Source organism: Salmonella sp. A7, assembly GCF_020181675.1.
Classification (GTDB): domain Bacteria; phylum Pseudomonadota; class Gammaproteobacteria; order Enterobacterales; family Enterobacteriaceae; genus Salmonella; species Salmonella enterica.
Genome location: NZ_CP084001.1, coordinates 1,489,657 through 1,507,865, shown reverse-complemented (window position 1 = coordinate 1,507,865; position 18,209 = coordinate 1,489,657). Strand labels below are relative to the sequence as shown.

Annotated in this window: 18 protein-coding genes; 6 read left to right on the top strand and 12 right to left on the bottom strand. The window is 54.0% G+C overall.

The genetic code is table 11. From position 1 onward, the window contains the following. Positions 1 to 80 precede the first annotated feature (80 nt). From LCS67_RS07170 to yfbV, 4 genes are all read right to left on the bottom strand, one after another. The gene (locus LCS67_RS07170) at positions 81 to 1,907 is read right to left on the bottom strand and encodes an SLC13 family permease (protein ID WP_001012861.1); all 1,827 of its coding nucleotides are present in this window, start codon (positions 1,905 to 1,907) and stop codon (positions 81 to 83) included. Positions 1,908 to 1,983: 76 nt separating this feature from the next. Then, on the bottom strand, positions 1,984 to 2,661 hold the full coding sequence (locus tag LCS67_RS07165) for a sugar phosphatase (RefSeq protein WP_001555201.1): 678 nt from the start codon (positions 2,659 to 2,661) through the stop codon (positions 1,984 to 1,986). Further along, a complete protein-coding gene (locus LCS67_RS07160; RefSeq protein ID WP_000426133.1) occupies positions 2,654 to 3,148 on the bottom strand; it encodes a YfbU family protein in 495 nt (164 codons plus the stop codon). The genes LCS67_RS07165 and LCS67_RS07160 overlap by 8 nt, the downstream gene beginning before the upstream one ends. An 82-nt stretch (positions 3,149 to 3,230) precedes the next feature. Beyond that, complete coding sequence (gene yfbV / locus LCS67_RS07155; RefSeq protein WP_000106617.1) at positions 3,231 to 3,686, bottom strand: terminus macrodomain insulation protein YfbV; 456 nt, start codon at positions 3,684 to 3,686, stop codon at positions 3,231 to 3,233. Positions 3,687 to 4,025: 339 nt separating this feature from the next. Between yfbV and ackA the strand changes: the two genes are divergently transcribed. The 3 genes from ackA (at position 4,026) to yfcC (ending at position 9,187) form a co-directional block, all read left to right on the top strand. Then, the gene (gene ackA, locus LCS67_RS07150; RefSeq protein WP_000095689.1) at positions 4,026 to 5,228 is read left to right on the top strand and encodes an acetate kinase; all 1,203 of its coding nucleotides are present in this window, start codon (positions 4,026 to 4,028) and stop codon (positions 5,226 to 5,228) included. A 76-nt stretch (positions 5,229 to 5,304) separates the two neighbouring features. After that, entirely contained in the window at positions 5,305 to 7,449 is a 2,145-nt protein-coding gene (gene pta, locus LCS67_RS07145) for a phosphate acetyltransferase (protein ID WP_000086690.1), read from the top strand. A gap of 217 nt (positions 7,450 to 7,666) precedes the next feature. Continuing rightward, positions 7,667 to 9,187 (top strand): putative basic amino acid antiporter YfcC, encoded by a 1,521-nt coding sequence (gene yfcC, locus LCS67_RS07140; RefSeq protein ID WP_000117932.1) that lies wholly within the window; start codon positions 7,667 to 7,669, stop codon positions 9,185 to 9,187. Positions 9,188 to 9,235: 48 nt separating this feature from the next. Here yfcC and LCS67_RS07135 read toward each other — a convergent pair whose 3' ends face one another. From LCS67_RS07135 to LCS67_RS07115, 5 genes are all read right to left on the bottom strand, one after another. After that, the gene (locus tag LCS67_RS07135) at positions 9,236 to 10,189 is read right to left on the bottom strand and encodes a transketolase family protein (protein WP_000593025.1); all 954 of its coding nucleotides are present in this window, start codon (positions 10,187 to 10,189) and stop codon (positions 9,236 to 9,238) included. Then, a complete protein-coding gene (locus tag LCS67_RS07130; RefSeq protein ID WP_001103272.1) occupies positions 10,182 to 11,012 on the bottom strand; it encodes a transketolase in 831 nt (276 codons plus the stop codon). The genes LCS67_RS07135 and LCS67_RS07130 overlap by 8 nt, the downstream gene beginning before the upstream one ends. Further along, positions 11,009 to 12,400, bottom strand: a complete 1,392-nt coding sequence (locus tag LCS67_RS07125; RefSeq protein ID WP_001522266.1) for a PTS ascorbate transporter subunit IIC — start codon at positions 12,398 to 12,400, stop codon at positions 11,009 to 11,011. The genes LCS67_RS07130 and LCS67_RS07125 overlap by 4 nt, the downstream gene beginning before the upstream one ends. A 20-nt stretch (positions 12,401 to 12,420) precedes the next feature. Further along, positions 12,421 to 12,693: a PTS sugar transporter subunit IIB gene (locus tag LCS67_RS07120; protein WP_000699818.1), complete on the bottom strand. Its 273-nt coding sequence runs from the start codon at positions 12,691 to 12,693 to the stop codon at positions 12,421 to 12,423. Between the two features lie 80 nt (positions 12,694 to 12,773). Continuing rightward, positions 12,774 to 13,217, bottom strand: a complete 444-nt coding sequence (locus tag LCS67_RS07115; protein ID WP_000901810.1) for a PTS sugar transporter subunit IIA — start codon at positions 13,215 to 13,217, stop codon at positions 12,774 to 12,776. A 252-nt stretch (positions 13,218 to 13,469) separates the two neighbouring features. Here LCS67_RS07115 and LCS67_RS07110 point away from each other — a divergent pair, with 252 nt between their 5' ends. After that, entirely contained in the window at positions 13,470 to 14,489 is a 1,020-nt protein-coding gene (locus LCS67_RS07110) for a LacI family DNA-binding transcriptional regulator (RefSeq protein WP_000026949.1), read from the top strand. Positions 14,490 to 14,494: 5 nt separating this feature from the next. Here the strand turns inward: LCS67_RS07110 and yfcD are convergent, their stop codons facing one another. From yfcD to yfcF, 3 genes are read right to left on the bottom strand one after another with little or no spacing between them, the layout of a single operon-like run. Then, positions 14,495 to 15,049, bottom strand: coding sequence for an NUDIX hydrolase YfcD (gene yfcD / locus LCS67_RS07105; RefSeq protein WP_000230216.1), 555 nt, complete (start codon positions 15,047 to 15,049; stop codon positions 14,495 to 14,497). A 56-nt stretch (positions 15,050 to 15,105) separates the two neighbouring features. Then, entirely contained in the window at positions 15,106 to 15,657 is a 552-nt protein-coding gene (yfcE, locus tag LCS67_RS07100; protein ID WP_000772458.1) for a phosphodiesterase, read from the bottom strand. 55 nt (positions 15,658 to 15,712) lie between these two features. Beyond that, complete coding sequence (yfcF, locus tag LCS67_RS07095; RefSeq protein WP_000043010.1) at positions 15,713 to 16,357, bottom strand: glutathione transferase; 645 nt, start codon at positions 16,355 to 16,357, stop codon at positions 15,713 to 15,715. A 142-nt stretch (positions 16,358 to 16,499) separates the two neighbouring features. Here yfcF and yfcG point away from each other — a divergent pair, with 142 nt between their 5' ends. Further along, positions 16,500 to 17,147, top strand: a complete 648-nt coding sequence (yfcG, locus tag LCS67_RS07090) for a GSH-dependent disulfide bond oxidoreductase (protein ID WP_000566563.1) — start codon at positions 16,500 to 16,502, stop codon at positions 17,145 to 17,147. 125 nt (positions 17,148 to 17,272) lie between these two features. Further along, positions 17,273 to 18,166 (top strand): TIGR01777 family oxidoreductase, encoded by an 894-nt coding sequence (locus tag LCS67_RS07085; RefSeq protein ID WP_001166274.1) that lies wholly within the window; start codon positions 17,273 to 17,275, stop codon positions 18,164 to 18,166. Positions 18,167 to 18,209: the final 43 nt, after the last annotated feature.

Sequence of the window (18,209 nt, the reverse complement as noted above, 5' to 3'; positions counted from 1 at the left end):
CGGCTAACGCCTTATCCGGCCTACCGTTCTTCCCGTAGGCCTGATAAGCGCAGCGCCATCAGGCCTTTTCCAGCCTGGGGTTAAAACGGAAACAACATCGGAATCATCACAATACAAACCGCCATCACAATAAGCGTGAACGGCACGCCAAGCTTCACAAAATCGCTAAAGCTATAGTTTCCCGGCCCCAGAACCAGAGTATTGACCGGCGATGAAACCGGCGTCATAAAGGCGGCGGAGGCCGCCATCGCCACCGCCATCGCAAACGGATAGGGCGATACCCCCATTGATTTCGCCGCCGCCAGCGCAATCGGCGCCATCAGCACCGCCGTTGCCGTGTTAGAAATGAACAGTCCTATGACGGCGCACAGCACGAACAGGCATCCCAGCATCATATACGGCCCATAGCCGCCGCCGATATCCATTAACCCTTGCACGACCAGAGAGACGCCGCCGGTTTTTTGCAACGCCAGCGCAAACGGCATCATACCCACAATCAAGATAATACTCGGCCAGTGGATCGCTTTATACGCGCTTTCAGCATCAATACAGCGAAATTTTCCCATCAGCAGGCAGGCGATAATCGCCGCGATCGGGTTGGGAATTTCATCGGTCAACATCAGCGCCACCATCAGTACCAGGCAGAAAATGGCGTGCGGCGCCTGGCTGTGCGCAGGAGAGGCTTCGCTGACCTCGACCGGCATATTCAGCACCACAAAGTCGCGGCCTTTTTGCCCCAACAGGCTGATTAACTTCCAGTTCCCCACGACCAGAATGATATCGCCCATCAATAACGGCTCATCGGCCAGCGACCCTTCCAGCGCGACGCCGTCGCGTTTCAGGCCGACCACATTCAGCCCGTAACGTGTACGGAAGGCGATTTCACGCACCGACTTGCCAATCAGTTCAGACTCCGGAATAAGCGAAATTTCCGCCATCCCGACATCCAACGCCTGATCGGAAAAATATTCTCCTCGCAATACCATCGGTTCCAGCAGTTGCTCGGCGCAGAACTCTCTGAGGTCAACCTCCGCCGCCGACATATCAATCAGCAGAACGTCGCGAGCGCGAAACTCCGATACGCCGTTCACATTGACGATAACCCGCCGAAAGCGCCGCCAGCGTTCAACGCCGATGACATTGGCGCCGTAACGTTCGCGCAGTTTAAGGTCGTCCAGTCGCTGTCCCACCATCGGCGAACCGGGGCGAATCGCCAGACGGCGAGCGCGCCCCGTCAGACGGTACTCGCGGATAAGATCGCGGAAAGTGCGCCGCTTACCGGCCTGTTGTCCGGGCGCATCGCCTTTTAGCATGAAGCGCATCACCAGCATATAAACAATGCCGAGCGCCAACACCACTACCCCCAGCGGCGTCACGCTAAAAAAGTTGAACCCGTGCAGGCCTTCACGCAGCAGTTCACTGTTAACCACCAGGTTCGGTGGCGTCGCCACCAGCGTCATCATTCCGCTGATAAGCCCGGCAAAACTCAGCGGCATCATCAGGCGCGAAGGCGAGGTCTGCATATGCATAGAAACGCTAAGAACAACGGGGATAAAAATCGCCACCACGCCGGTTGAACTCATGAAAGCGCCAAGTCCGGCGACAGTGATCATCAGTAAAACCAGCATTTTGATTTCACTGCTGCCCGCCATTTTAACCAGCCAGGTACCGACCACCGTAGCAACGCCGGTGCGCACGAGGCCGTCGCCAATAATAAATAAGGCGGCGATAAGAATGACATTCGGATCGCTAAAGCCGGAGAAGGCTTCCGGAAGGGTCAAGGTACCGCTAAGGACAAAAGCAACAATGACGAATAAAGCCACCGCATCCATACGTACTTTGCCCGTCGCAAACAACACGACGGCAATCGCCAGTAAAGAGAGAACCCAAATCAATTCACCGTTCACAACATATCCTTGTCAGATGAGAAGATAACGAGATTCTGCCATAAATATGCCCCGCCAAAGCGGGGCGATATCATGATCAGGTCTTTCTTAACACCACCACATCGCCGTTTGGTTGTTTAGCGACCGATAATTGCGTCAGGCTATCCAACGCAAAATCAACATCCGCCAGACGCGGCGTGTCGGCCGGCGCATTGACCGCAATGACGTGGCAGCCCGCAGCCAGTCCGGACAGCACGCCAGCCGGGGCATCTTCTACTACGACGCACTCCTGAGGGGCCAGGCCAAGCAGTTGTGCGCCCAGCAAATACGCATCCGGCTCCGGTTTGCCGCGTTTGACTCGTTCGGCGGTGACAAACACCTCTGGCGCTGGAAGGCCCGCGACCTGATGGCGCGCACGCGCGACCGGCATTGAACCGGAGGTGACGATAGCCCACGGAATGCCCGCTTTATTCAGGTGATTGAGTAAATCGACTGCCCCCGGCAACGCGGTGATCCCTGCGGTTTCAGTGGCTTCTATTTGCTCCAGGCGCGTAAACTCAGCGGCAATTTCCGCCTCCGATTTACCCGCCATAAAATGCCGCAACGAGGTGATCGCCTGTTTACCATGAATAAAGCCCAGCACCTCATCATGAGCAAGGTTAAAACGATCGGCCCAGCTACACCACGCGCGTTCGACGGCAGGTAATGAGTCAACCAACGTTCCATCCAGATCAAACAGAAAACCTTTACACTGCACGCGAGCCTCCTCAGGCATTAATGATTTGATTGATTTCATTCGCGCTCAGGTGGTACTGACGCGGGCAGGCATGCCAGACATTCAACATCCGCTGGTATTTTTCCCACATCGGCGTCTGGGCATTAAAGCCGTGCGTCCCGGCGTCAAAGTGAGTGTAGCGTCCTTCTATATTCACCATAAAACGGACATAGCCGAGGTAACGCGCTTCCGTCGCAGCGTCAAACCCCAGGAAGGTGACGCGACGTTCGTCGATGGCTTGCGTATCTTTGAGGTTGGTCCAGGAGACGTGCAGCGCATGGTACATCTCCATAATATCGATGATGGTACGACAGGTCTCTTCCATCAGCTCGCCAAACTCGCGATCCAGCTCGCGCATCTGCAGGCCGTAGCCGCGTTCAATAATTGTTTGTAAGCGACGGTAACGCTCGGCGTTGGTGGGATCGAGCATCGTCATCATTTTGTACTGGTTAGACAAAATCAGACGTTGCGCGTTGGTCATTTCCATTTTGAACTCCTGTATCACGCTATGGCGATGAAAAAAAGAAGGCATTGGTATGCCTTCTTTTATATGCGTAATCCGGGGTCAATTACAAATCATCCAGGAAAGTTTTATCTAGTTGTTTGAAGGCGCGCTTAAGCGTGTCAGCTAATGCCTGGTAATCCGGCTTTCCTTCTACCGGCGCCAGCGCTTGTCCAGCCTCCTGCAATTTACCGCGAACTTCGTAAAACCAGTTAAGGATTGAAGGCGGCAACGGCGTCACGGAACGTTTCCCTAACCACCATAATCCCTGCATAGGCAAGCTCAGGGCGAACAGGGCGGTCGCCACGGCCGGACCTAACTGACCGCCCAGCGCTATCTGCCAGCATAATGTAAAAACGGCGACAGGCGGCATAAATCGTATGGCATAGCGCGTCATACGAATGACGCGGTTTTCGACGAAAACGGGCGCCAGCCGTTTTTCCATCGGCCACGTCTTCGCGTAGTGCTGCCCCCGGCGAAATAAGCTAAAAAAATTTACGGAGCGATTATCCGGTGTCGACATGGCCTACCTCAACTTCACATATAAAATTTAAAAAATTTGTGCAAAACAACAACTGCGAGGGACAACGTTCAAAACATTTTGTCTTCGATACCCACTATCAGGTATCCTGTGTCGGCCTGTCAAAGGCCGGTAGTTTAAAATCATTGAGTCGTCAATATTACACATAGGATGCCATTGGCTGAAAAATACGCAAAATGGCATAGACTCAAAGGTATTTCTTCCATCATGCCCAAAAAAACTCCTGCGCATGATGTTAATCATAAATGTCAGGGCTATCATGCGCTACGCTCTATGGCTCACTGACGTTTTTTTAGCCACGTATCATAAATAGGTACTTCCATGTCGAGTAAGTTAGTACTGGTTCTGAACTGCGGTAGTTCTTCACTGAAATTTGCAATTATTGATGCAGTTAATGGTGATGAATACCTTTCTGGTTTAGCCGAATGTTTCCATCTGCCAGAAGCACGCATCAAATGGAAAATGGACGGCAGTAAACAAGAAGCGGCTTTAGGTGCAGGCGCCGCTCACAGTGAAGCGCTGAACTTTATCGTTAACACTATTCTGGCACAAAAACCAGAACTGTCTGCGCAGTTAACTGCAATTGGTCACCGTATCGTACACGGCGGCGAGAAGTATACCAGTTCCGTAGTCATTGATGAGTCCGTCATTCAGGGCATCAAAGATTCCGCCTCTTTCGCACCGCTGCATAACCCGGCTCACCTGATTGGTATCGCCGAAGCGCTGAAATCTTTCCCGCAGCTGAAAGATAAAAACGTTGCAGTATTCGACACCGCCTTCCATCAGACCATGCCGGAAGAATCTTACCTGTATGCCCTGCCGTACAGCCTGTATAAAGAACACGGCGTTCGTCGCTATGGCGCACACGGCACCAGCCACTTCTATGTAACTCAGGAAGCGGCAAAAATGCTGAACAAGCCGGTAGAAGAACTGAACATTATCACCTGCCACCTGGGCAACGGCGGTTCTGTTTCTGCTATCCGTAACGGTAAATGCGTGGATACCTCTATGGGTCTGACCCCGCTGGAAGGCCTGGTCATGGGTACCCGTTCCGGCGATATCGACCCTGCGATTATCTTCCACCTGCACGACACTCTGGGCATGAGCGTGGATCAGATCAACAAAATGCTGACCAAAGAGTCCGGTCTGCTGGGTCTGACTGAAGTGACCAGCGACTGCCGTTATGTTGAAGACAACTACGCCACCAAAGAAGACGCTAAACGTGCGATGGACGTTTACTGCCACCGCCTTGCGAAGTACATCGGTTCTTACACCGCTCTGATGGACGGTCGTCTGGATGCAGTCGTGTTCACCGGCGGTATCGGTGAAAACGCCGCGATGGTTCGCGAACTGTCTCTGGGTAAACTGGGCGTGCTGGGCTTTGAAGTCGACCACGAACGTAACCTGGCGGCCCGCTTCGGCAAATCTGGTTTCATCAACAAAGAAGGTACCCGTCCGGCGGTGGTGATCCCAACCAACGAAGAACTGGTTATCGCGCAGGACGCGAGCCGTCTGACTGCCTGATTTGACACCGCCAGCCTCGCTGGCGGTGCTGTTTTGTAACCCGTCTCCAAAAGACGGTAACGAAAGAGGATAAACCGTGTCCCGTATTATTATGCTGATCCCTACCGGAACCAGCGTCGGCCTGACCAGCGTCAGCCTCGGCGTCATCCGTGCTATGGAACGCAAAGGCGTTCGTCTGAGCGTCTTTAAGCCTATCGCCCAGCCTCGCGCTGGCGGCGATGCGCCTGACCAGACCACCACTATCGTTCGCGCGAACTCTACCCTGCCGGCGGCTGAACCGCTGAAGATGAGCCACGTTGAATCTCTGCTCTCCAGCAACCAGAAAGACGTGCTGATGGAAGAGATCATCGCGAACTACCATGCGAATACCAAAGACGCGGAAGTGGTGCTGGTTGAAGGTCTGGTTCCGACCCGTAAACATCAGTTCGCTCAGTCTCTGAACTATGAAATCGCGAAAACGCTGAATGCGGAAATCGTTTTTGTCATGTCTCAGGGGACCGACACGCCAGAACAGCTGAACGAGCGTATCGAATTGACGCGCAGCAGCTTCGGCGGCGCGAAAAACACCAACATCACCGGCGTTATCATCAACAAACTGAATGCGCCGGTTGATGAACAAGGCCGTACTCGCCCGGATCTGTCGGAGATCTTTGACGACTCTTCCAAAGCACAGGTGATCAAAATCGATCCTGCTAAACTGCAGGAATCCAGCCCGCTGCCGGTTCTGGGCGCGGTGCCGTGGAGCTTCGACCTGATTGCGACCCGCGCTATCGATATGGCGCGTCACCTGAACGCCACCATCATTAACGAAGGCGATATCAAAACCCGCCGCGTTAAATCCGTCACGTTCTGCGCGCGTAGTATTCCGCATATGCTGGAACATTTCCGCGCAGGATCGTTGTTAGTGACCTCCGCTGACCGTCCGGACGTACTGGTCGCAGCTTGCCTGGCCGCGATGAACGGCGTAGAAATCGGCGCCCTGCTGCTGACCGGCGGCTATGAAATGGACGCGCGCATTTCTAAACTGTGCGAACGCGCATTCGCCACCGGTCTGCCGGTCTTTATGGTGAACACCAACACCTGGCAGACTTCGCTGAGCCTGCAAAGCTTCAATCTGGAAGTCCCGGTTGATGACCATGAGCGCATCGAGAAAGTTCAGGAATACGTCGCGAACTACGTTAACGCTGACTGGATCGAGTCGCTGACCGCCACTTCCGAGCGTAGCCGTCGTCTCTCTCCGCCGGCGTTCCGCTACCAACTGACTGAGCTGGCGCGTAAAGCCGGTAAACGCGTAGTGCTGCCGGAAGGCGACGAACCGCGTACCGTCAAAGCGGCGGCAATCTGCGCTGAACGCGGCATCGCCACTTGCGTACTGCTAGGCAACCCGGATGAAATCAACCGCGTCGCGGCATCTCAGGGCGTTGAGCTGGGCGCAGGCATTGAAATCGTCGATCCGGAAGTGGTGCGTGAAAGCTATGTCGCTCGCCTGGTTGAGCTGCGTAAGAGCAAAGGCATGACCGAACCGGTTGCCCGCGAACAGCTGGAAGACAACGTGGTGCTCGGCACACTGATGCTGGAGCAAGACGAAGTCGACGGTCTGGTTTCCGGCGCGGTTCATACCACCGCCAACACCATCCGTCCGCCGCTGCAGCTTATTAAAACGGCGCCGGGTAGCTCCCTGGTCTCTTCTGTGTTCTTTATGCTACTGCCGGAGCAGGTTTACGTTTACGGCGACTGCGCAATCAACCCAGACCCTACTGCAGAGCAGCTGGCAGAAATCGCGATTCAGTCTGCGGATTCCGCCATTGCCTTCGGCATCGAACCGCGTGTGGCAATGCTCTCCTACTCCACCGGCACCTCTGGCGCGGGCAGCGACGTAGAGAAAGTACGTGAAGCGACGCGTCTGGCGCAGGAAAAACGTCCTGACCTGATGATCGACGGTCCGTTGCAGTACGACGCCGCGGTCATGGCTGACGTAGCGAAATCCAAAGCGCCGAACTCGCCGGTTGCGGGTCGCGCTACCGTGTTCATTTTCCCGGATCTGAACACCGGTAACACCACCTACAAAGCGGTGCAGCGTTCTGCCGACCTGATCTCCATCGGGCCGATGCTGCAGGGTATGCGCAAGCCGGTGAACGATCTGTCCCGTGGCGCGCTGGTAGACGATATCGTCTACACCATCGCCCTGACGGCGATCCAGGCTTCTCAACAGCAGCAGTAACAGTAAAAGCTAATGCCGGATGGCGGCGTGAACGCCTTGTCCGGCCTACAGGGGAAATACCGTTGTAGGCCGGATAAGACGCGTTAGCATCGCCATCCGGCATTCTGCTATTTACCCTGCAAAGCGGAATTTTTTGCTTAACTGCGCTGCATCAATGAATAACTATTCCCTTCTTCTCATACTTAGCCTCTTTGCTTTGCAACAGGGATAGTCCGTCATGTCTGTCGTTACAGAATCAAAAACAGCCAGAAAATGGGCAATGCCCGATACGCTGGTCATCATCTTTTTTGTCGCCATTTTAACCAGTATCGCCACCTGGGTCGTCCCCGTTGGGATGTTTGATAGCCAGGAAGTGCAGTATCAGGTCGATGGTCAGACAAAAACCCGCAAAGTCGTCGACCCGCACTCTTTTCGCATTGTGACCAACGAGGCCGGGGAAGCGCAGTATCATCGAGTACAATTTTTCACTACCGGCGATGAAAGACCAGGACTGATGAATTTTCCGTTTGAAGGGTTAACATCCGGATCGAAATTCGGCACTGCCGTCGGCATCATTATGTTTATGTTGGTGATTGGCGGCGCATTCGGCATCGTGATGCGTACCGGCACCGTGGATAACGGCATTCTAGCGCTTATTCGCCACACGCGGGGCAACGAAGTCCTGTTTATTCCGGTGCTATTTGTCCTCTTTTCGTTAGGGGGCGCCGTATTTGGCATGGGCGAAGAGGCGGTCGCCTTTGCAATTATCATAGCCCCACTGATGGTCAGGCTGGGCTATGACAGCATTACCACCGTCCTGGTGACCTATATCGCCACCCAAATTGGCTTTGCCAGTTCGTGGATGAACCCTTTCTGCGTAGTCGTCGCTCAGGGGATTGCCGGCGTGCCGGTACTTTCCGGCTCCGGGCTGCGTATTGTGGTCTGGATTGTCGCCACACTGATTGGGCTGGTTTTTACGCTGGTCTACGCCTCACGCGTGAAAAAGAATCCGCTGCTTTCCCGCGTCCACGAATCCGATCGCTATTTCCGCGAACAGCAGGATGAAGTCGTCCAGCGCCCTTTCACCTTCGGTGACTGGCTGGTACTGCTGGTCCTGACCGGCGTAATGATTTGGGTCGTCTGGGGTGTGATTGTCCACGCCTGGTTTATTCCGGAGATCGCCAGCCAGTTTTTCACCATGGGCGTGGTGATCGGCCTCATTGGCGTTATCTTCCGCCTCAACGGTATGACGGTCAACGTGATGGCGTCCTCATTCACCGAAGGGGCGAGGATGATGATCGCGCCCGCCTTGCTGGTGGGTTTTGCCAAAGGCATTCTGCTGCTGGTCGGCAACGGCGAAGCCGGGGAACCCAGCGTGCTCAATACGCTGCTTAACAGTATCGCGCATGGCATCAGCGGGCTTAATAATGCTATCGCCGCCTGGTTTATGCTGCTCTTCCAGGCGGTATTTAATTTCTTTGTCACGTCCGGTTCGGGTCAGGCGGCATTAACCATGCCATTACTGGCGCCGCTCGGCGATCTGGTCGGCGTTAACCGTCAGGTGACTGTTCTGGCCTTCCAGTTTGGCGATGGCTTCAGCCATATTATCTATCCGACATCAGCTTCGCTGATGGCCACGCTGGGCGTGTGCCGGGTCGATTTTCGCAACTGGCTGAAAGTGGGAGCGTCGCTGCTGGGACTACTGTTTATTATGTCCAGCGTGGTCGTCATTGGCGCGCAGATGATGGGATATCATTGATCCAAAATGCCGGATGAGCATCAGCGCCATCCGGCAATATCTCCATGATTAAAGCAGTGATTTCGCGGCTTCTACAATCGCTGCGGCGGTGAGTCCGTACTCTTGTTGTAAGAAATCCTGCGTTCCTACCTGCCCATAACGCTCTTTGACGCCAACACGGCGCATCGGCACCGGGCAGTTTTCCACCAGCACTTCCGCCACCGCCGATCCCAGTCCATTATGGATGCTGTGGTTTTCACACGTGACGATACGCCGCGTTTTTTCCGCGTAGTTTTTCACCAACATGCGATCGATAGGCTTTAAGGTGAACATATCAATGACTGCGGCGCTCACGCCTTCCTGCTCCAGTTGGCGCGCCGCCTCCAGCGCCTCCGCCACCATAATGCCGTTGGCGATAAGCGTAATATCATCGCCCTCGCGCAGTACGTTGCCCTTGCCAATGGTAAAGGTAGAGCCTGGCGCATAGATACTCCGCGCCTGCTTACGGATGGTACGCAGCCAGTAAAAACCGTCCAGGTCCATTAGCTGGCGTAAAATATCCGCGAACATCACCGCATCCGTCACCTCCAGTACTACGGAGTGCGCCAGCCCGCGAACAATGCCCATATCTTCAAAAGACATATGGGTGCCACCGTTATGGCACGCTGTCACTCCGGCATCGGAGGCGATCACTTTGACGTTGTTACGCTGATAATCCAGCGCCATAAAGAGCTGATCAAAACAGCGACGGCTGGCAAAAGCGGTAAAGGTATGCACAAACGGTTTACGACCGGTCAGCGCCAGCCCCGCCGCAGTGCCAATCACATTCGCCTCCATAATACCGCAGTTAATGACATGCTGCGGGTAGTCACGCGCCACGCTGTCCATCGCCATTGAGCTCATTAAATCAGCCTCAAGCGCAATAATTGGGCTTCCGGCCTCAATCTGCCCGGCGACAAAACCGGCGTAAACTTTGCGCATTTCGATATCGTCTTTAAGCCCTGCGGGCGCAAGCTTAATCATGCATGACCTCCAGTTGATGAATGGCCTCATTGAGCGTCTGCTTCATGCCATCCGTCAGGCGTAAGTGGTGAGAATTCGTTAACTGCTCCAGGCATGGCACCCCCTGCCCTTTAATGCTGTCAAGGATCACTACCCTTGGCCGGGCATCAGCGGGCGGCACTGGCTGAACCACCGCCAGTAGTCCGGCGATATCATCGCCTTTGACGGTGACGACATCGAAACCAAACGCGCGGAATTTCCCTTCCAGATCGAATGGATTGATAATCTCCTCCAGTTCGCCGTCAAGCTGCTGTTTATTCCAGTCAATGAAAACGGTCAGATTATTCAGGCGGTGGTGGGCAATAAACTGAAACGCCTCCCAGCACTGCCCTTCATTGAGCTCGCCATCGCCGACAATGCAAAATACCCGGTTGGATCGCCGCGCCAGTTTATGCGACAAAGCCATTCCGCCCGCAATAGAGATGCCCTGTCCCAGTGAGCCGGTCGTGGCGTCCACGCCGCGCGTTTTTAGCCGATCCGGATGGCTGGGAAGACGGGTGCCGTTCTGGTTAAGCGTATTCAGCTCTTCGCGCGGGAAATAGCCTTTAATCGCCAGGGTACTGTACAACGCGGGGCCCGCATGGCCTTTCGACAGTACGAAGTAATCGCGCTCCGGCCAGTCCGGGTCGGCAGGGTCGATTTTCATCACCGCGCCGTACAGAACCGCCAGAGTTTCCACTACCGACATGCTGCCGCCATAGTGACCAAAGCCAAGATGGTTTAAGGATTTGAGCGTGGCGACGCGAATGTCGCGCGCCAGTTGGGTGATTTCGGTTACGTTCATTCTTTCGCTCCGCTATTTTCCTGCACTTCGGCAGTCGCTTTTTTGTTTTTGGCCAACACGTTGTACGCCACCAGTAGCGCGAATAGCGCCACCACCAGCCCCGTGATAGCCATCGGCGACAGATAACGCGCCAGGTTACCCAGCAAAATACCGATTACGCCAAAGTCAGCATCCGAGAACGTGGTATTGGCGAAGCCGATCGCGCCGAGAACCGGCAGTAACAGCACTGGCAGGAAAGTGATTAATAGACCATTAGCAAATGCGCCGATCATCGCCCCGCGGCGACCGCCGGTGGCATTGCCAAAGACGCCTGCGGTCGCGCCGGTAAAGAAGTGCGGCACAACGCCTGGCAGGATCAACACAAGCTTCATCTGTCCAAGCAGGAACAACCCCACCAGCCCACCGAGAAAACTGAACAGGAAGCCAATCAGTACCGCGTTAGGGGCATAGGGATACACCACCGGGCAGTCCAGCGCCGGACGCGCGTTTGGCACCAGTTTTTCTGAAAATCCGGTAAAGGCCGGAACAATTTCCGCCAGAATCAGACGGACGCCTTGCAGAATGATGAATACGCCGGCGGCGAAGGTGATTGCCATGATGATGGCGTACACCAGATAGTTTTGCCCGCCGCTAAACGTCGCTTCGACATACTCACGCCCTGCGCTGACTGCCATGATCAGATAGATAATCATCATGGTCAGCGAAATCGAGATAGAACTGTCGCGTAAAAAACTGAGGTTTTTCGGCAGGTTCATCTCTTCCGTGGAGCGGGAGCCTTTACCACACAGGCTGCCAATCCAGCCGGAAAGCACATATCCCAGGGTACCGAAGTGACCAAACGCAATGTCATCGGTACCGGTAATCCGCCTCATATAACGTTGGGCCAACGCCGGGAAGAAGGCCATCACCAGCCCCAGGATCAGCGATCCGGTGAAGACCAGCCCTACGCCCTCAAACCCCGCCACGGTCAGGATTACGCCAATCATACAGGCCATGTAAAAGGTGTGATGCCCGGTCAAAAAGATATATTTAAGACGCGTAAAGCGCGCCACGACAATATTGGCCACCATACCAAATGCCATAATTAACGCCGTGGACGCGCCATATTTCTCCAGCGCGATTGAAACTATCGCTTCATTATTAGGAATAATGCCCTGAATATTAAAAGCGTGTTCAAACATACCCCCTAGCGGATTTAATGAACCCACCAGTACGGTTGCGCCACCGCCAAGCACAATAAAACCTAAAATAGTTTTAATCGTGCCTTTTACCACATCGGAAAACGCTTTTTTCTGCGCCACCAGACCAATCAGCGCAATTAACCCTACAAGCACCGATGGCACTTTTAAAATATCAACAACAAAATTCAGCGTTTCAAGGATAAACATATCCACCTCGCCAGCAATAATTATTGTTTAGCGAACCATGCGCGCAGCTGCGTTTCCAGTTCGTTGATGTCGATGATGTTATTGATCACCACCAGTTGGCTTTCCGGTACGCTGGCGCTGGCCGCGATATCTTTGGCCATTACAAAAAGATCGGCAGCCCCGGGCGTGGCCGATGAGAGATCGGAGTGTTCCACTTCAGCGTCAATATTGAGTTTCTTTAATACTTTTTTAATGTTCATTTCTACCATAAAACTACTACCCAGGCCGGAACCGCAAATTGCCATGATTTTCATTATTGTCACCTTTTAAAAGTAGAGTTGGTCTGCATCACGCACGGGCGTAATGTTATTTACCGCAAGAAAATGGAATAAAATCAGAAACGGTCAATAATCGTTTTAATGTCCTCCAGGTTTTTTGCCTGATGTAATTTTTCCATATCTACATCACTGGAAAATAATTCCGCCAGCGCCGATATCATTTCGATATGACTGTGCTTATCAGGCGCCGCCAGCATAATAATGATGTCAACCGGATCGAATTCGTCTGCGCCAAATGAAACGCCGCGCTGTAGTTTCAGTAACGATAAACCTAACCCTTTCGCCCCCTCTTCCGGCCTCGCATGCGGCATCGCTAACCCTGGCGCTAATACATAATACGGCCCAAGCTTTTGGTGCTGCTGAACAATCGCCGTAATGTATTCCGGTGCGATAACACCTGCGTCCAGCAGGGGTTTGCCGCAAATTTCCAGCGCCTGCGGCCACGTTTCCACGCTCTCCTGTAGCGTGATGGTTGCGTCAGATAACCAGGTTCCCAGCATGTTATTCGCCCCCACGGTGTATGAAATTATGAACAAACTTTATTCAAGCCATTCGATATTAGCTGCGATCGTTATCACAAAGATAGCGCTACCAGCGACTATTACTCAGAATTGTGATAGCGCTATCAAATTAAAATCATGGTGTGAAATCACAGCAAAAAAGCGGATTTAAGGCGTATACTGCCAATTATGCGAAGCAAAGAACGACAATAAAAAAGCATCTCAACATGTTGTAATGACGCAGGAATTTGTATGTCGATACCCCGTAAACGGCGCAGTACCGGTAAAGTGACTATCGCCGATGTAGCCCAACTTGCCGGTGTAGGCACGATGACCGTATCACGAGCCTTACGCACGCCGGAACAGGTCTCTGATAAACTCCGGGAAAAAATCGAAGCGGCAGTGCATGAGCTGGGCTATATGCCTAATCTCGCCGCCAGCGCGCTGGCGTCTGCCTCCTCGCACACCATCGCGATGGTCGTACCGAACCTTGCGGAAGCGGGGTGTTCTGAAATGTTCGCCGGGCTGCAACAAATTTTACAGCCCGCTGGCTACCAGATTATGCTGGCGGAATCGCAGCATCGCGTGGAACAAGAGGAGAAGCTGCTCGAAACGCTGCTGGCCTCCAACATTGCCGCGGCGATTCTGCTTAGCGTCGAACATAGCACTACCGTGCGCCAGTGGCTGAAAAATGCCTCTATCCCGGTGATGGAGATGGGCGCGATTCGCAGCGATCCTATTGATATGAATATCGGTATTGATAACGTTGCGGCAATGTATGAGCTGACGGAAATGCTGATTCAGCGCGGTTATCAGAATATCGGGCTGCTATGCGCCAATCAGGAGCAGTGGATTTTTCAGCAACATCTGCACGGCTGGTACAAAGCGATGCTTCGCCACCATATGTCGCCAAACCGGGTGATTAATGCCGCCTTGCCGCCCAATTTTTCTACCGGCGCGTCGCAACTGCCGGAGTTTTTACTGGCGTGGCCGGAGCTGGACGCGCTGGTATGCGTATCGGATGAGCTGGCCTGCGGCGCGTTATACGAGTGCCAACGACGGCGGATCAAAGTTCCGGACGATTTAGCGGTGGTCGGGTTTGGCGATAGCGATGTCAGCCGGGTCTGCCAGCCGCCGTTAACCACCATGGCCGTACCGCACCGTAAGATTGGCAGTGAAGCCGGACGGGCGCTGTTGGAAAGGTTAAATCAGGGAAACTGGAGCGATCGAAAATCCATCGCCTCCAGTTTATGTATGCGGGAAAGCTGCTAAAACGCTTATTCCGTCTCTTCCGGTTTCTCCTGGAGCGCGGCTTCGTTTTTGGCGTTGCGGGTCATCCACAGCGCCAGCGCTTTGAGCGAGTCCGGCGTAAACTCATCACAGCGCGCGGTGATCTCCTCCGGAGTCAGCCAACACACTTCGCTGACTTCATCTTCCTGAAGCGCGAAAGGCCCGTGGGAAACGCAGCTAAACAGAGCGCCCCAAACCCGGCAATGTGAGTCTTCAAAGTAAAACAGACCGTGTTCGGCAAACGGCACGCCTGCAATACCCAACTCTTCTTCCGCTTCGCGGCGGGCAGATTCCAGTAGCTGCTCATCAGCCTGGACCACGCCGCCTGCGGTAGCATCTAACATACCGGGCAAAAAATCTTTTGTTTCGGTACGACGCTGCACCAGAATTTTACCCATACCATCATGAACGACGATATACGTCGCACGATGCCGTAAGCGTTGCGCACGCATCTGTTCCCGGCTGGACTGTGCAATGACTTCATTGTCTTCATTCACAATATCCACCCATTCCGTACTTGCCAAACGACGCTGTTCCACCATCAGGAAACCTTCTTATTTCTGGCGCTCTTACGGCGCATTTACGTTTGTGAGGTAAATTACGAGTTAATTGCAACCTGCGCAATGATACTTTGATCATTGAGTGCGATTACGCTCAACACATTATCATCCAGAATACCGTAGCTTGCCGCATACCCGCCTTTCGGGATGCTCACTGACCCAGGATTAAAGTGATACAGTCCTTCCTGCTGTTGCGCCACCGGCAGATGCGTATGACCATAGACCAACACATCGCCAGTATGCAGAGCGGGCAGATTCGTCGGCCCGAAGAGGTGCCCATGCGTTAAAAATAGCCGCCTCTCTTGCGTCAATATTTGCTGCCACGGCGCTGTTATCGGGAAATGCAGCAGCATCTGATCCACTTCGCTATCGCAGTTGCCGCGCACGGCAATGATTTGCGTCGCCACCGCGTTCAGGCGTTCGGCGACCTGGGCGGGCGCATAGCCTTCAGGCAGCGCATTGCGCGGCCCGTGGTTAAGGACATCGCCTAATATCACCAGCCAACGCGCGCCGCTTTGCGCGAACCGCTCAAGCACGCGTTCCGTGGCGGGTAAAGAACCATGAATGTCCGATGCGAACATCAGTTTCATCGCTCACTCCTCGTTGTGAAAAACGGCGTTATGATACTGGAATATGAATAGATTTTCAGCCTGAACGCTTCGAGGAAAGCGCAATAAAACGCTGTACGGAAGCACGCTGCCACTGGAATGTCGCATACGCCGCCAGCGACGCCGGCACGTCATCGCCATGCAGCGCCAGACGATTGATCATCAATGCCAGATCGGTATCGGCAATGCACCATTCACCAAATAAATTTTGCGTCCCCTGCCCCAATAGCGCTTCAGCCGTCGCAAACAGTTTTGCCGCGCTGGCTTTTCCAGCCTCGCTTAGCGGCGCTTTTTTCGCCCCGGCAAACACCACGTCGGTAGGCCGTTCTTCGCGAAGCGGCAGTAAATCGCTGCGTAGCCACGCCTGAATCTGTCGCGCGCGGGCGCGTTTTTGTAAATCGTGCGGGTAGATACGCTCCCACTGCGGCGGCGCGAAACGCTCCTCCAGGTATTCCGCAATAGCGGACGACTCGCTCAGCTCAAAATTGTCGGCCTCAAGCACCGGTACGCGCTGCGTCAGCGCATATCCCCGCCAGCCAGGTTGCAGATGTTCTCCCTGGTCCAGATCGCGGGTTTTCAGAGTAAAGGAAAGCCCTTTTTCTTGTAATGCCACCCAGGCGGACAAGACGTAGGGAGAGAAAAAGTTCGCATCCGACCACAGCACAATAACAGGCTTACTCATAATGTCCTCTTGAGGGCGTATTAGGTTTCTTCCCAAAATATAGCGTCTTTCGCCTGCTGTCACCTGATGAAAACTCACACACATCAGGAGGCTTTCTATACTTAATTCAGCCCAGACTCTTTACGCATATGCAGGAGCCAAAATGATTGACCTTTACTACGCCCCCACGCCCAACGGGCATAAAATAACGCTGTTTCTGGAAGAGGCGGAGCTGGCGTATCGTTTGCTAAAAGTAGATATCAGCAAGGGCAATCAGTTTCGCCCTGATTTTTTGGCTATCTCTCCCAATAATAAAATTCCTGCCATCGTCGATCACGCCCCGGCAGACGGCGGTCAACCGCTTAGTCTTTTTGAATCCGGCGAAATTCTTCTCTACCTGGCGGAAAAAAGCGGCAAACTGCTTAGCGGGGAGCTGCGTGAACGCCATACCACGCTGCAATGGCTGTTCTGGCAGGTCGGCGGGTTAGGGCCGATGCTGGGCCAGAATCACCACTTTAACCACTTTGCGCCGCAGGCCATCCCCTATGCGATTGAACGCTATCAGGTTGAAACGCAACGCTTATACAACGTCCTGAATAAACGCCTGGAAACCTCCCCGTGGCTGGGCGGCGACCACTACAGTATTGCGGATATCGCCAGTTGGCCGTGGGTTAACGCACATCAGCGTCAGCGAATCGATCTTGATACCTACCCGGCGGTGTATAACTGGTTTGAACGCATTCGCACGCGTCCTGCGACAGCGCGCGCACTGTTACAAGCGCAACTGCACTGTAACAGTACGAAAGCGTAACGCGGTAGCATACATCATGTATGATGTAGAAGTGTATACACGGAAAAAACCTGCGTCCGGCACCCTTATTCGTATTAAAAACCTGACATTAGGGAAGAGGAAATCCTCCCTACTCTGGAGGTCATATGCAGATTCTGATTACCGGCGGTACGGGCCTGATAGGGCGTCATCTCATTCCCCGGCTGTTAACACTGGGGCACCAGGTGACGGTCGTTACGCGCAATCCCGATAACGCGCGTCAGATTCTCGATTCCAGAGTGACATTATGGAAAGGGCTGGCGGAACGTGAGCACCTCAATGAGATTGATGCCATCATCAATCTGGCGGGCGAACCGATTGCCGACAAGCGCTGGACGTCGCAACAAAAAGAACGGTTGTGCCAAAGCCGCTGGGCTATCACGCAAAAGTTGGTGGATTTAATTCATGCCAGCGCAACGCCGCCCTCGGTGTTGATATCCGGCTCCGCCACGGGCTATTACGGCGATCTGGGCGACGTTGTCGTCACTGAAGATGAGCCGCCGCACAACGAATTTACGCATAAACTTTGCGCCCGCTGGGAACAGATTGCCTGTCGTGCGCAGAGCGACCAGACCCGCGTCTGCCTGCTGCGTACCGGCGTTGTCCTGGCGCCGCAAGGCGGGATTCTGGGGAAAATGGTTCCGCCGTTTCGCCTCGGACTCGGCGGTCCGGTGGGTAATGGTCGGCAATATCTGGCCTGGATTCACATCGACGATATGGTCAACGGCATTCTGTGGCTGCTGGATAACGATCTTCGCGGTCCCTTCAATATGGTCTCGCCGTATCCCGTCCATAATGAGCATTTTGCTCATGCGCTGGGTCGCGCGCTGCGCCGTCCGGCGATTATTCGCATTCCGGCGACGGCAATTCGCTTATTGATGGGAGAGTCGTCAGTGCTGGTGCTGGGCGGACAGCGGGCGCTGCCAAAACGGCTTGAAGCCGCCGGATTCGCATTTCGCTGGTATGATTTAGAAGAGGCGCTGGCGGATGTGATTCGCTAGTTCCCAAAGCGCCGTATCCTGCCCGGTAAGCGATGCGCCGCCG